Genomic DNA, 14,662 nt, shown 5'->3' with positions numbered 1-14,662 from the left:
CGCGGTTTGCGTGCATGGACAGAATTGTTCCTGCTCCAACGGCCTCTCGCCCGGAACAGGAGTCTTGGCGGCATTAGATCGGAAAAAAAAGAATGAGACTATCATAGGTAATCGCGTGCCGTACCTGACGTCGCGTAAACGCCCGATCAACGGGCTTTTCGGGAGCGGACGTCATGCTGTATCCAGGTCGGTTTTTGGAGGCGAGCGAAATCGAGATGCTAGCTCGGGTTCTTCGGGCGATCTGCGCTGAGCGCGGCATTTTATCGGCTTCGGAACAAGGGGAACGCTTAGCGTCCCATTTGCTCAAGCTTTTTATGAACGGCTTGACTGGGGAGCACGAGTTGCTTGACGCCGAGAGGAACCTGGCTCGACGGCATGGCCAGTCGCTCCAGCGGCTTTCTGGCGGTCACGCGTGGACGAAGGAGGCCGCGTGAATTCAACGTGGATCATTCAACTCGCTGAAGATACGCAATTTTGGCGCAACGCTGGAATCAGGCCCAATACGCCACGAGATCGATGCCGCAATCGCCAGAGCGGCTGAGCGCAACAAAAGCATGCTCTCGGGTCCAGATTTGGAGCGGTTCCGATAGGCGGCAGAAGGGCCAAATATCGCCACTCGTTCGGATTACGCGGCATGCGATTACTAGCGCCCAAGTTTGGCACGGAGCGCGATCATACAGTTCAGTTTGCTCGGGTCCGGGGGGACAGAAGCGCAGTGGGCTTCAAGAAATACAGCGGCGTATACGCGCCTTGCGATCTCGACATCCTTCAGAGGGTATTCGACCAACTGTGCAGAGAGCGACGTCTGGCCCTCAAAGACGAGGAGCAGAGGGAACATCTTGCGTGCGAAGTTATTGCAGCCTTCGATAGGGGAATAACTGACGAGACGGAATTGTGGAAATTGCTTTCAAAGCTCCGCATTGCCAAGAAGGCCTAGTCTAGGCACCTGCCAATATTTGGCCGCCTAGGTATGGACATTAGCGTCCGAGCGGCAGCTTTGAGGCCGATGCCAATTCTTCCTCGTCTCTAATTCCTGCCTGACAGTTTGCTACAACGCGAGACACGAGCGCTTCACGTCGCTGAAGCGATTGACCATCGGTTTCAATCTTCGAGCACGCGTGCCAACAAGGCGATCTCGGCCGAACTGAACACGCCAGCTTGGTTAGCTCCTTGAGAAATCGGTATGCAGAGCTCCCTGAGCGGAATACATGAGAAACTAATCTCATTTGATGTTTTGACGCAAAGCAAAAAACCGCTGCGGAAACCTAAGGCGCGGCGACGCGCCATCTCAGAACACGAACGACCGAAGGACTCTCGAACGCGAGACACCAGAATCCAAGAGTTGATCTCGCGCAGAGCACGGTGCGCCGGTAAGGCGGATGCCCACGTCCTTGGCTGCAGCCTAGGATCTTGGAACACACCACGCCTGGAAATGAAATCTTCAGGATAGTTTGACACGCTTGGGCTTTACGGAACTCCGGGTGGGGTCCGAATGGATGATCAGGAGAAAGCGTAAGGCCTCTCGACTGTGTCAGATCTTACGCACATCGATGTGCAGGATGATCCTGCCTTAATTGCTGAAGTCGACCGGCTTCTGGCGCGCCGAACGCGCGACATCCGCCTCAAAGGTGAGGTCAGGCGGCTGTTTCGGGCACGTGTCTGGCCGCAAACGGCGAAGATCATCCGCGCCTGGATGATCTGGGTGGCCGTGTTGGATATGCTAACGCTGGCGCTCAACATGCTGATGCTCCCAACCGCAATCGCGCAATCTATGCTGCTGCCTGCAGGTATCATCCCGCCCGTCGTCGTCGCAGTGGTTCTAGCATGGCGAAAGCCGCGCCCTTCCTGGCTCGAAGGGGGTTCGCTGATTACAGGTATGTTCCTGATTTTGCTGTCGGTGGCCTTGGTCGGCGTAGCCGCTGGCGGCGAGTTCTATGAACGGCAATTGAACGTCATGCTGTTCGTAGCCATTACAGCCATCATCATCTTCGGCATCCCGCTGGCCTGGACGGTCGCGATCGCGGCGCTGGCGCTCGGACTGTATCTCGTGTTTCAGGTGCAGAATCCGGCCATTGAGCATGGCAGCGCGATCGATGGAACGCTGTTCTTCGCCAGCGGCATCTTCGCGACGGTTGCAGCCCGTCGCATCATGACAATTCTCGCTCAAAAGACTTTCCTGTTTGAGTTGCGCGACCGGCGCAGGGTCGCCGAATTGGCTAAAGCGAACAATCGACTGGAATTGCTGGCGAAGACCGATCCGCTCACGGGCATCGCCAACCGGCGCTGGATGACTGAAACACTCGAGCACTTGTGGGGAAATGACAAACGTTGCCTCGACGGTGCGGCGATGCTGATGTGCGACATTGATCACTTCAAGAAGCTGAACGATCATCTCGGCCATTCCGACGGCGATCGCTGTCTGGTGGAGGTCGCCAATATTATCCAGGAAAACGTCAGGCGCGATCGAGATCATGTTGCCCGCTACGGTGGGGAAGAGTTCCTCGTGCTGCTGCCCGGGGTGACAGAGGAAGAGGCTGTCTCAGTGGCTGAACGGGTTCGTAAGAGCGTTGAGGCCGCCGCTTTGCCCAACCCAGGATCGCGCGTCTCGCGCAGCGTCACTCTCAGCATTGGAGTTGCAGTTCAGACCGCTGACGAAGCCATTTCACCGGAGCAGCTACAGGGTAAAGCGGACGCCGCACTCTATTTGGCCAAGCAAACCGGCCGGAACCGGGTGCTGCTCCACACACCCGACCCAGCGGGACGTAAACATATTCGCTCGACACGGTGATGCTCTCGAGCGGGTCCGCAGTGGGCCGTTCCGGAATATGTTGGCATTTCAATCTACGTGAGTTGAATGTGCGTATTCATCATGGCTAAGCCAAGCGCCGCTCGACCTGCAACGCGCGGCTCGCAGCATTGGCGAACATGACTCGCCATTCGAAGGTTAGCGATTCCCCTGATCTCCACGCCGTCGGCCGCCGCAGTTTGGGTTCGTCAGGCTCGCAATCTCACCAACCCTCCCCGCCATGCCGCCAAGCCAACATCGGAGGACAACGGCTTGGCAGCGGTAGCACGACGAGGACATTAAAATTCCGAGTATATTAACCGCTGAGAAACCATATCTTGCGGCTCATGCTTCTGCGCGGAAACCCTCCGTACCTCGGGGCGTACTAATTTGAGTAACGGCAAATGGCTTGTTGCAGGTGCTCAAAGCAACGACAGGAGAATGTTATGGCCAGCGTCTTCGGAAAACTTGCTAAAACTTTCGCGGGTGGTGCTGTCATCGCGATTATGTGCGTGTCCGCAAATGCAGCCGGAATTGGCGTCAGCGCATCAGTCGGCGGCAGTGGAGGTGTTAATGCCGGGGCTGGGGCCTCCTTGGGCGGCTCCAACGGGGTGAACGCCGGGTTCGGTGCCTCCATTGGCGGATCAAATGGCGCCAACGCCGGGGCTGGAGCTTCTTTGGGCGGCTCCAATGGGGTGAACGCCGGGCTCGGTGCCTCCATTGGCGGATCAAGTGGTGCCAATGCCGGAGCTGGTGCTTCCCTAGGCGGCTCTAACGGGGTGAACGCAGGCGCTGGGGTGACAGTGGGCGGTGCGAGCGGCGTCACGGCTGGCTTAGGCGCTACGGTAGGCGGCACCAGTGGGACGGGCATCGGAGTTGGTGTTGGGGTCGGCAACGGCGTTACTGCCGGGGTCGGGGTAGGAACCAATCCGAGCGGCCTGACAAGCCCGGTTAACCCGACGAGTCCCAAGGTGGCCAGCGCTGTCTCTGGCTTGTCTGGCACTCAATTGGCTCGGATGAAAAATCGTTGTGTCGATGTGCTGGGCAGTCAGGACAGCTACGATCGGGACCTGCGCCAACTGTGCCTGATGATTTCGCGCCGATAGTCTGGCCTGCAGGACGGAAGTGTGAACAGGCAGGAGGCCCGTTGTGACACTCTCCGGCCTCCAGCCGGTTGGAAGTCCGCTGCGACAACGCGGCGGGCTTTTCGCCGTCCGCGGTTCGTTCGTGATAAGAAGGGGCGGCTTCGGGGTCGATCGGCGCTGATTATGCCCGGAGGAATCCACGTTGTCGGAAAAGGACCACCGTCGCGAACATCGGAAGCGTGTTCTCAAGGGCGCGACGATCATCACCAGCATTACTAACTCGGAAACCACGTGCACGATCCGCAATCAACACGCGGCTGGAGCAGAATTGAAAGTGCCGGCCGACACTAGGGTCCCGGCAGAATTTCTACTCTATGTCCCGGTCGATGGGATCGCTTACCGGTGCGTGATACGCTGGCGGAAGAACGACAGGATCGGCGTTCAATTTACCGGCACCGAAAGCAAGCCGAAGCTTCACTATGGCTGACGGATCGATAATGTTCGGCGTGGCCTTCAACGGATATCGGAATGAACAAAGCCATCCTATGGGTATGTGGGATCGGAATGGTCCTGATCCTTCCGTATGTCCTCCAGCACAATGGGCTGATCAGATTCTAAGCCTCTACGTGACCGGCGGACTGGTGGTCAGGAAAAATATTTCGGTTCCTAGCGCGTCAATTCTCGACAGGCGGCCCGTCCTGGGCGACCTCGGCCCTTGCCGCAGCGCGAATGAGCTTCGCCTCTCGCACGAGCGAGTTCCAATTCATACCAATTAGGAGGGCAAGCTCGTAGGCCTGCGCCTCAGCAATACCGGTTTCTTGAACGAGCTTTTGGACGATCGGTATCGTCTGGTTTTTGTCTGACATTGGCTGGGAATCTCTTTTCCCCCAGCGGCCGCAACTTTCAAACTCGGATTTGGTTCCCAAGGCATCGAACAAAAAAGTGTCCCATCATAGAACGCATTCACGATTTGATGATTTAAGCGAAGCAGTCGATCCGCCGAGGTGTAGCTGCTCTTTCGTCCCGGAAAGCCCGTCGCTTACGCTCATTAGCTGCGACGGGCTTTTCTTTCGATCGAAAACCATCCCTTCCTAGCGCGCCGCAGCCTCGAATGCGACGCGGACGTCATCGACAGGACCCTGCCGTGCTCTTTCTTACAGTCAAGCCGCCGTTTGAGCAGCGGCTCTAAACGGATGGCTCATGGTGAAAACGTCCGGCCTAATGCCGACTTCAACCTGTTTCCATGTAACTGGATGCGCAATCGGAAAGCCGGGCCGCGATCGAGGTGAGAACGCACCAACTGCGGTATTGCCTCGGCCGTTGCGAAGGTAATCTAGAAAAATGTGGCCTCTCCGCGCTGCCGGGTCGGCTGACAACAGGTACCGGTCAGGATCGGCATCAACGAGACATTGGGCCAGCGATTTGGCCAGTTGCCGCGCCCTGTCATGAGTCATCTTCGCGGCGAGCGGTGCCATTAAGTGAATACCTTTGCCGCCGGTGAGCTTCGGCCAGCTGTCCAAGCCAGTTGCTTCCAAGATCGCGCGTAGCGACAGCGCGGCTTCGATCACCGCATCCCAGGAGACGCCCTCGCCAGGGTCGAGGTCCAGGACAAGCCGGTCGGCATGTTCAATGTCGTCAATCGTGGCATTCCAAGGATGAAGCTCGATGACATCCATTTCGATCAAGCCGAGCAGTCCGTCAAGGTCATCCACCCAAACCCGGACACCTTCGCCACCTTCGCGTTTTTGCACCCGCAGCTGGTGCACCGACGCAGGGATCGGCGGCAGCGGCCCCTTGTGATAGAAGGTGGCCCCGTACGCATGGCGAACCAGCTTCAATGGTCTTCGGCCCAGATGAATCAACGCTCGGTCGGCCACCCGCCGCCAGTAGCCCAAAAGCTCTTCCCTGGAAGGTGCAACCGCATCGGGTAGCAGCTGGAGAATGTTCTCGCCAGGAACGCCATGTTGGCTCTCCAACCTGCGCTTGGAGAGCGACGGCGGCTTCGCTGGGATCACAGCGAGATCCTCGCGCAATCCCTTGAACACCGCCTCGCGCAAGATACCCCGGTCGGTCACGCCACTGAATTGCACCTCAGCCGGCACCTCCGGCCGCACCCAAGTTGCTTTAGGCTTTTTGATGGGTTCCGAAAGAGGCGATTTGCTGATGATGAGCGGATCGAGCCGCTCGCGAACTCGCCGGGCTGCCTCCAGCGTATAGCCGCTTTGCGCTTTTCCAGCATAAAGCAGCCGCTCGCCCTCCCATCTGCCGATATACAGGGAAGCAACGCGGCGCGGCTGCGCGCCAAGCTTTTCGACGAAAGCCACAATCGGGAACGTGTCGCTCTTGACGCACTTCACCTTGAGCCAGCTCGTTTGGACACCGGAACGGTAGGGAGAGTCAGCCCGCTTTGAGACCACCCCCTCCAGGCCCATGCGGCAGGCATGGTCGAACACGTCCTTGCCGCTAATGTCCAGGTGTTCGACAAAGGTCAGCGTTGGAGCCGTTTCCTGCAGGAGCCTGTGCAGAGCAGCTTTGCGCTCAATCAGCGGCTGCTGTCGAATGTCTCGGCCGTTGAGGTACAAAAGATCGAACGCAAAGAACATGAGCTTCGGCGAGCTCGGGTTTGCCAGCTCCCGCTCGAGAGCCTGGAAATCCGGCAAGCCAGTCTTGCCGAGGACGACCGCTTCGCCGTCGAGGATTGCGGATTTGACCGATAGGTTCGCCGCCGCCTGGACGATCCGTTTGTACCGATGCGAGCAGTCATAGCCCCGACGGGTGAAGGCACGTGCCGCGCCACCTTCAACGATAAGCTCGGTCCGGTAGCCATCGTATTTGATTTCGTGCAGCCAGTCCGTATCGGCAGGAGCGCTCTCGACCAGCGTCGGTGATTGGAACTCGATGAAGGCGAGGTGACCGGTCAATTTACGCATGCACTCGAACTCCTGAACCGGGATTCAAACCGGGCCGGAGCAATCGGTTCCGAAGATTTTAGCAAAATTGAATATGATCCCCGCCGCCGGCGCGGGTTCGCTGCTACCTCTGGAAGTTCTTAGAAACCCTATAGCGATGATCGTGCGCTGAGCCTTATCCGCTCAACGGCCAATCCAGCGGTGAGCCGCCTCTCGCTGCCTCGCGTCGGCAATATTTTGTACATAGCTTGTATATCTATATTGACGCATTGGCGGCCCTCAACGTAGCGTTGAAGGGCTGGGCGGAACGCCTGTGCGCAACTCAATCTTACGGGAGGACTGCACGATGAATTTTCGAGCCCGATCGGCCGCCATCGGCCTGGCCTGCATCGCCTATGCCGCGATTGTTGGAACTGTGCTGCCGGCCACGGCGGAAACGACAAAGGAACGCGTCTTGAGAGAGGGCAAGATCGTGATCGGCATCCACAACCGCGCGCCATGGGGCTACAAGAAGGAAGAAACCGGCGAGTTGCTCGGCTGGCATCCGGACCTGCTCAGAGCTGCGTTCGCCGACCTCGGCGTCAAGCAGGTCGACTTCCAGGTCACCGAGTTCGGCGCTTTGATCCCTGGCTTGATGGCCGGGCGTTTCGATGCCGTGGCGTCCGGCTTGTCGATAACGCCGCCGCGATGCCAGCAGGTCGCCTTCGGCGCTCCCGACCTGAGGCAGGACGACGCGGCGATCGTACTCGCCGGCAACCCCAAGGCGATCCATAGCTATGCTGATCTTGCTAAGAGATCCGACACGATCATGGGCGGCGGCCGCGGCAGCAACGTCATCCAGAACGCCATCGCCGAGGGCGTCCCTGCAGATCGCATCCTGCAGTTTCCCGACATCGAGACCAACATCGCGGCACTGCGCGCCGGCCGCATCGACGCCGCGGTATTTTCGTCCCCGACGGTGATCGGGCTGCTGGCCGGCAAAAAGAACCCCGATCTGGAGCGCGCCAACCCATTCACGACCGACGAGAAGTCGATCAGCTACGTCGCGATCGCGTTCAGGAAGGATGATGGCGACCTGCGCGACCTTTACAATCAGGGGTTGGCCAAGGTCATGTCGAACGGCACGATTGCCTCCATCATGGCGAGGTACGGATTTGGCCCCACCGAAAACGTGCCGCCAGGATTGACGACCTCGCAGTTGTGCGGAGCCGCCAACTGACCGGATTGGCAACGGGAAGCCGCCCAGCAATCAACAGGACCTGGCGGCGCCGCGCGAGCCCGGGCGGCGCCTTCGCCCGCAGGCCCTCGCATCACTGCCGCTCAGGATCGCTGGATGGCACGATGTCTTCGGGGATTTCCTGCCGCAAGCTCGGCCCCTTGGCCAGCCGCCTGCCAAGCGCGGAAACGAAAGCTTCATAACGCTCGCTTGCCTTCGCGCGCGCTGCCTGGGCCATCGGCTCAGGCAAGGCCGGAGTGGTGGCAAGCCAGAAGCGGATGAAGACCGCGAGGGTTTCAACCGAGATGCCGACGTCGCGCTCCAACCGCGCGATCCGGCGATCGATCCGGTCGAGACGTTTGGAGATCGCCGCCTCGCGTTGCGCGTCGGCATCCGGAGAAAGGAAGGAGGCGATCGCCGCCTCAGCGACGAGCGACTGCGAGCGATCGCGCCGGGCGGCATAATCGACCAGCAAGGCCATCACGGCAGGGTCGAGATAGACAGAAATTTGGACCTTCTTCTTTCTTGCTGTCATGACCTTCACAGCTCCATGCCGTCGTCCGGATCGAGCGCGATCTGACGCGCCACGCCCCGAGCAAGGCGAGCCATCCGGCTGCTGCTCAATGCGAGATCATCCGTCTCGTCAGGCGCTTCGATCTCGAATTCGTTGACGGGCGGCAGCTCCGCCGCAGCCGGGAGAAGTCGATCGAGCTCGGGCTGACGTCGCAATTCGGACTCGGTCGATTCCTCCTGAACTTTCGCCACGGCAGTTGCGGCTGCCGTACCAGATGGCGGGAGCGGCAACGGAAGCGCCGTCCAATCGTCAGGCTCCGGCTCGGCTCGAGCTGTGACAGCCGGTGGCGGCAGAATGCGCTCCCGCAACCGCGGGTCTTCGAAATAGCGCGCCTTCTTCGCCCGGATCGGCGGCGTGCCGGCCAGCATGACGATCTCGTCGCCTGCCGGCAATTGCATGATCTCGCCGGGCGTCAGCAAAGGTCGCGCCGTCTCCGAGCGCGACACCATGAGATGACCGAGCCAGGGCGAGAGCCGGTGACCGGCATAGTTCTTCATCGCCTTCAGCTCGGTTGCCGTGCCCAAGGCATCGGAAACACGCTTGGCGGTCCGCTCGTCGTTGGTCGCAAAGCTGACGCGCGCATGACAGTTGTCCAGAATTGAATTGTTCGGCCCGTAGGCCTTCTCGATCTGGTTGAGGGACTGCGCGATCAGGAAGCTTTTCAAACCATAGCCGGCCATGAAAGCGAGCGCGGATTCGAAGAAGTCGAGCCGTCCGAGCGCCGGGAACTCGTCCAGCATCAGGAGCAATCGATGGCGATCCGTCCTGGCCTGCAGATCCTCGGTCAGACGGCGGCCGATCTGGTTGAGAATGAGACGGATCAGCGGCTTGGTGCGGCTGATGTCGGAGGGTGGAACGACAAGATAGAGCGTTGCCGGACGAGGATTGGCGACAAGGTCGGCGATGCGCCAGCCGCATGCGCGCGTCACCTCCGCCACCACCGGATCGCGATAGAGTCCAAGGAAGGACATCGCGGTCGAGAGCACGCCGGAGCGTTCGTTGTCGGACTTGTTCAACAACTCACGGGCAGCGCTGGCGATGACCGGGTGCGGACCGCCCTCCCCCAGATGCGGCGTCGTCATCATCGCGGCCAAGGTCGATTCGATCGGCCGCTTGGGATCGGACAGGAAGGCGGCTACGCCGGCAAGCGTCTTGTCCGGTCCGGCATAGAGCACATGCAGGATCGCGCCGACCAGGAGCGCGTGGCTCGTCTTTTCCCAGTGGTTGCGCCTTTCCAGCGAGCCCTCGGGGTCGACCAGGATGTCGGCGATGTTTTGCACATCGCGGACCTCCCATTCACCCCGGCGAACCTCGAGCAGAGGATTGTATGCGTCCGATCTTGCATTGGTCGGATCAAACAGCAGCACCCGGCCGTGGCGGGCGCGGAAGCCGGCGGTCAGATCCCAATTCTCGCCCTTGATGTCATGGACGATCGCCGAGCCAGGCCAGGTCAGCAGCGAAGGCACAACAAGCCCGACACCCTTTCCCGAACGCGTTGGTGCAAAGCAAAGCACATGCTCAGGCCCGTCGTGGCGCAGATAGTGAGTTCCATAGCGCCCCAGCACCACGCCGTCGGGGGCAAGCAGGCCTGCCGCGTGCACCTCGCTTCTTTCGGCCCAGCGTGCGGAGCCATAGGTCGCGACCTCCCTCGCCTCGCGGGCACGCCACAGCGACATGCCGATCGCTACAGCGATCGCGATGAAGCCGCCCGAGGCGGCAATCAGACCGCCGCGCGCGAAGATGGCTGGTGCGTATGCGTCGTAGAAATACCACCACCAGAAAATAGCAGGCGGATAGTAGACTGGAATGCCGCCGATGACGAACCAAGGCGCGCCCAGCCGCTCCTGATAGCCCAGCTGCCAGGCGGACCATTGCGTGGCGGCCCAGATCGTGAGGAGCACGATCAGGAAGACCACGACAATCTGTCCCCAAAGGACTTTCGTTCCCGACATTCGCTTCTCCTTGTGGCGAGAGGTCAGCAAGGTGACGCGAGATGCAACAGCCGTCTGACGCCGATCGCATCGCGTCGTGCCGTCGGCAAGGAAGACAGGGAATCGGGAAGCCCAAGAGCCCGGGGCGCGAGCGAGGGCGCCGTCCTCTTGGACTGCGCATTTGAGTAGCAGACATCATACGCGATTGCGTATATCCGATCTCTATACGCATTTGCGTGTGCGACAGATTTATACGCGATCACGTATATTGCAAAGCCATACGCGATCGCGTATATAAGCTCAGGAGGCTATCATGTCCGACCAGATCGCTCGTAACGAAAAGCAGCTCGGCGCCATTCTGCGTCGCGCCCGCAGGCAAGCCGATCTCACGCAAGAGACGCTTGGCAGCCGGATCCACCTGCGTCAGGCCACGGTGTCCCGCCTTGAAGCCGGCGAGCCGGCAGTCCAGCTCAGTACGTTGATGGCAGCCCTCTCCGCCCTCGACCTTGAACTCGTCGTTCGCCCGCGCAGCAAAAGCAGCGCCACCGAGATCGCGGACCTGTTCTGATGGCGCGGCGATCGGCTCACACGCCGCACAATGTCTTCGTGAACGGTCGGCTGGTGGGCGTGCTGCGCAGGCAATCCACCGGCGCCGTGGACTTTCGATATGCCCGCGAATGGCTGGACTGGCACGGCACCTTCCCTGTCTCGCTTTCGCTTCCCTTGCGGGAGGACCGCTATATCGGCGCGCCGGTTATCAATGTCTTCGACAACCTGCTTCCCGACAATGACGCCATCCGCAAGCGGATTGCCGAACGTGTCGGCGCAGATGGCACCGACACCTACAGCATGCTTGCCGCCCTCGGCCATGACTGCGTCGGCGCACTGCAATTCCTGCCTGATGGCGCCGATCCCGGCAGTCCTGGTAGCAGCGAAGGCAAGCCGATCAGCAAAAAGGATATCGCCGGGCTGATCGCAAACCTCGCTGTCGCCCCGCTTGGCCTCGGCGAGGATGAGGATTTCCGCATCTCGATCGCCGGCGCCCAGGAAAAGACGGCGCTGCTACGCAAGGACGGACGCTGGTACAAGCCGGTCGGCACGGCGGCGACCACCCACATCCTGAAACCGCAGATCGGCAGGTTGCCGAATGGCATCGATCTCTCCAACAGCGTTGAGAACGAATATCTTTGCCTTAAGCTGATCGACGCGTTCGGCGTTCCCGCCGCCAGAACTGAGATCGCCGACTTCGGGGAGCGCCGTACGCTGATCGTCGAGCGGTTCGACCGGTTGTGGGCCAGGGATGGCCGTCTCATGCGCCTACCACAGGAGGATATGTGTCAAGCACTGTCGGTCCCGCCAACACGCAAGTACCAGTCGGAGGGCGGTCCCGGCATGCCGTCGATTATCGAGCTTCTTAAGGGCAGTGACAGGCCCGAAGACGACATCTCGCTGTTTTTGCGTGCTTGCATAATATTCTGGCTCATTGGCGCGACCGACGGTCACGCGAAGAACTTCAGCATTTTTCTCGGGCCCGGCGGGCGGTTTCGGATGACGCCGCTCTATGACGTGCTGACCGCGCAGCCCAGCCTTGATGCTGGACAGATCCCGCGCAAGAAATTCAAGCTGGCGATGTCTGCCGGCAACAGCCGGCATTATTCCATACATGAAATTGTACCCCGCCATTTCATGCAGACCGCCGAGGTTTCCGGCGTGGGGAGGTCCCTGATGCGCAAGGTCCTCGAAGACATCTCCGAAAATGCCGAGAGGCGGACCGAGGCCGTGATTTCTTCGTTGCCACGTCACTTTCCCGCGCAGCTCGTCGAGTCGGTCAGATCGGCGATAATCAGGCGCGCGATCATCCTCGCCGAGACACGCTGATCAAGCTCAGAGGGCGGCCGGACAAGAATTCTGGGCTGCCCGACCGCACATTCGATAGCGACATACCCTACGGCGCAGCTAAGACTGCCTGTTCTCGGTACACCGGATCGTATCTTCCCAAATCTCTTGGCGCAGCTTCGCCCCTTTCGCCAGACCGTCTCGCGCCGTGACGAAGGCCTCATAGCGTTCGCCCGCCTCCTGCACGCGCGCAGGCGCACAAGTTGACGGGCAAGCCGGCGCGACCAGTGCGGCCCGAGGTGCGGCCGAACGCCAAGTCTCCATGCCGCGATTGTGTCGCCGTCCAAGTCGTCAACACCACGCTCAGGAAAACCGTGAGTATCTGCTCCCAAAGGATTTCGCGGCGGACATGGCAGGATCCATCTTTCAGCTGCTAGAGGCCTAGCCCGCGCTTGCGGGCAAAGCTCCAATCGACACCGCCGTCGCCGCGAGTGCTGCCGCTGATATGCTGGCCAAGGTGCCTTTCGAGCGAAGGCGTCCAGGGCACGAGCTGGAACCCGAGGCCATCATCGATCATCGCGAAGCGGCCGGACGCAAGCGCAAAGCGCTGGCTGTAGGTACCGGACACGGACTCGCCAGGTGCGGCACGGTTGAACGAACGGCCGGTCTGGGCCGCGATCCTGCCGCCCAGCGCCTCGATCTCCCTTCGGCGCAGCGTGTCGATCAAGTTGCGGGCAAAGACGGTCCCGCCCGGCCGCCGCTCCACCAGCCCCAGTCCGACCAGGTGCTCGACGCGCCGATCGAGCGCCTGGCGCGCCTCGGCGCCGAAGCCGCCATCGGAGAGAGCCGCCGCAGGACGGGCAAGCGCCTGCCGGTCGAGCCAGGTCGCCCCCTCCGCAACCACCTGTCTGTCAATGTCGAGATCGGAGCGCACGGCAAGCGCCAGCCGCGGGCGTCCCGTGGCGTCCTCGAATTTGCGCAGTTCGACGATCGCGCCCGGTGGGGCGTCGCCCGCCGCCTCGAGATCGGCGAGCCGCACGTGATGAGAACGGCCGTCGACGCCATCGATGACCGCATAGGCCGTGCCTTTGAGCTCGTCGTCCAAGCCGCGCTCGATCAGACGGCCGACAATCCTGTCGTCGATGGTCTCAGCGGCCAGCACATAGCTGGCGCTCGCACGTTCGATGTCGCGGGCTGAGAATGCGCGATGCACGCGTTTGATGATATCGGCGCGCTCAGCCATCGCGCGCAGCGTCGCCTCGGCTTTGTCGCTGAGGATCCATTGGCCAGGACCGACCTGCTCGGCGAGGCCCAGCGTTTCCAGCCTGCGCAGCCGCCCGATCTTTGGCGCGATGAATTCGTCAGGCTGGCGATCGGCACGTGGCGCGAGATCGATGACACCGCTTTCGCCTGTGTCGCGGAGCAACTGGCGGTCGAGCCCGGTCCACCGCTCGGCCTCGACCTGGCGCTCGACATGCCGTCGGATCTCAAGTTCCGACCGGGGGCCAAGCTCCTGCGTGACGAGTTCGCTGGCGCGATCGCGCATGCCGCGGCTGATGTAGTCGCGCGAGATCACCAGGTCCTGGCCGTCGTCGGCCCGGCCACGCAGGATGACGTGGACATGCGGATTGTCGGTGTTCCAATGATCGACCGCGATCCAGTCGAGGGACGTGCCGAGATCCTTCTGCACGCGACCCATGAGATCACGGGTGAAGGATTTCAGGTCGGCGATGTCGGCGGCATCCTCGGGCGAGACGATGAAGCGGAAATGATGCCGGTCGTCCTTGCAGCGATCGACGAAATCCGTGGTCGACGCATCGTCGACCTCCGGTCCGAACATTCGGGCTTTCGCGTCGTCGCGTGTGACTCCTTCGCGGCGCAGATAATTGAGGTGGGTCGCCAGCGGCGCGCTACGTTTCGAATGGCGAACCACGCGGGTCTTGATCGTGGCGAGGCGGGAGCGGCCGGTGAGGAAGCGGTTGGCTTGAACGCTCGCTGCCCTGCCGCGTCCGAACTGCGAGCGCTTGCCTGTCCTGATCCGGCCTGACCGGGACACGCTGCCGCCAGCCTTTTGCGCTGCCGCAAGCGCTTGGGCGATGAAGGGCCGCGACGATTGAGCTCGCGTCGAGCGAATGCGGCCTGGACGGATACGGAACTCGTGCTCATCAGACACGGCGCCCGCCCTCACCTTGCCATAAGTACAGCAAATACAATAATTTGCATGTTCTCAGCACATTGCGCCGAGGCGCCGCAATGTGCGAGAAACGGCAAAAAACCCAATAAATGCAACCAACCGACCGCAGCACAATGTGCGCCCTTTTATCTT

Annotated in this window: 11 protein-coding genes; 6 read left to right on the top strand and 5 right to left on the bottom strand. The window is 60.9% G+C overall.

The genetic code is table 11. The features are described from left to right. Positions 1-1,528: 1,528 nt before the first annotated feature. The 3 genes from LB529_RS22645 to LB529_RS22635 all read left to right on the top strand — a co-directional run bounded on the left by LB529_RS22645 (position 1,529) and on the right by LB529_RS22635 (position 4,357). Positions 1,529-2,788: a GGDEF domain-containing protein gene (locus LB529_RS22645; protein WP_224638755.1), complete on the top strand. Its 1,260-nt coding sequence runs from the start codon at positions 1,529-1,531 to the stop codon at positions 2,786-2,788. A 443-nt stretch (positions 2,789-3,231) separates the two neighbouring features. Next, the gene (locus LB529_RS22640; RefSeq protein ID WP_224712364.1) at positions 3,232-3,891 is read left to right on the top strand and encodes a hypothetical protein; all 660 of its coding nucleotides are present in this window, start codon (positions 3,232-3,234) and stop codon (positions 3,889-3,891) included. 181 nt (positions 3,892-4,072) lie between these two features. Next, on the top strand, positions 4,073-4,357 hold the full coding sequence (locus LB529_RS22635) for a PilZ domain-containing protein (RefSeq protein ID WP_224547915.1): 285 nt from the start codon (positions 4,073-4,075) through the stop codon (positions 4,355-4,357). A gap of 187 nt (positions 4,358-4,544) precedes the next feature. On the opposite strand, the gene LB529_RS22630 is transcribed toward LB529_RS22635, so the two are convergent. Continuing rightward, the gene (locus LB529_RS22630) at positions 4,545-4,736 is read right to left on the bottom strand and encodes a hypothetical protein (protein WP_140721597.1); all 192 of its coding nucleotides are present in this window, start codon (positions 4,734-4,736) and stop codon (positions 4,545-4,547) included. Positions 4,737-5,030: 294 nt separating this feature from the next. After that, on the bottom strand, positions 5,031-6,800 hold the full coding sequence (gene ligD / locus LB529_RS22625; protein WP_224638757.1) for a DNA ligase D: 1,770 nt from the start codon (positions 6,798-6,800) through the stop codon (positions 5,031-5,033). A gap of 325 nt (positions 6,801-7,125) precedes the next feature. Between ligD and ehuB the strand changes: the two genes are divergently transcribed. Then, complete coding sequence (gene ehuB / locus LB529_RS22620; protein WP_224638760.1) at positions 7,126-7,998, top strand: ectoine/hydroxyectoine ABC transporter substrate-binding protein EhuB; 873 nt, start codon at positions 7,126-7,128, stop codon at positions 7,996-7,998. A 91-nt stretch (positions 7,999-8,089) separates the two neighbouring features. On the opposite strand, the gene LB529_RS22615 is transcribed toward ehuB, so the two are convergent. Further along, positions 8,090-8,530, bottom strand: a complete 441-nt coding sequence (locus tag LB529_RS22615) for a CopG family transcriptional regulator (RefSeq protein WP_224638763.1) — start codon at positions 8,528-8,530, stop codon at positions 8,090-8,092. A 5-nt stretch (positions 8,531-8,535) separates the two neighbouring features. After that, positions 8,536-10,521 carry a conjugal transfer protein TraG gene (locus LB529_RS22610; RefSeq protein ID WP_224712363.1) on the bottom strand — a complete coding sequence of 662 codons (1,986 nt, stop codon included), beginning with the start codon at positions 10,519-10,521 and terminating at the stop codon, positions 8,536-8,538. 292 nt (positions 10,522-10,813) lie between these two features. On the opposite strand from LB529_RS22610, the gene LB529_RS22605 reads away from it, so the two are divergent. Both LB529_RS22605 and LB529_RS22600 read left to right on the top strand, forming a co-directional pair. Continuing rightward, on the top strand, positions 10,814-11,068 hold the full coding sequence (locus LB529_RS22605; RefSeq protein WP_224547933.1) for a helix-turn-helix domain-containing protein: 255 nt from the start codon (positions 10,814-10,816) through the stop codon (positions 11,066-11,068). Beyond that, positions 11,068-12,378, top strand: a complete 1,311-nt coding sequence (locus LB529_RS22600; protein WP_224638770.1) for a type II toxin-antitoxin system HipA family toxin — start codon at positions 11,068-11,070, stop codon at positions 12,376-12,378. The genes LB529_RS22605 and LB529_RS22600 overlap by 1 nt, the downstream gene beginning before the upstream one ends. Positions 12,379-12,769: 391 nt before the next feature. Here the strand turns inward: LB529_RS22600 and LB529_RS22590 are convergent, their stop codons facing one another. After that, positions 12,770-14,509: a relaxase/mobilization nuclease domain-containing protein gene (locus LB529_RS22590; protein ID WP_224638788.1), complete on the bottom strand. Its 1,740-nt coding sequence runs from the start codon at positions 14,507-14,509 to the stop codon at positions 12,770-12,772. Positions 14,510-14,662 lie beyond the last annotated feature (153 nt).

The organism is Mesorhizobium sp. CA5 (assembly GCF_020165105.1).
In the GTDB taxonomy this organism is placed as follows: Bacteria; Pseudomonadota; Alphaproteobacteria; order Rhizobiales; family Rhizobiaceae; genus Mesorhizobium.
Note: the sequence above shows the minus strand (reverse complement) of the source record. Positions and strands in the feature narration are given on the sequence as shown.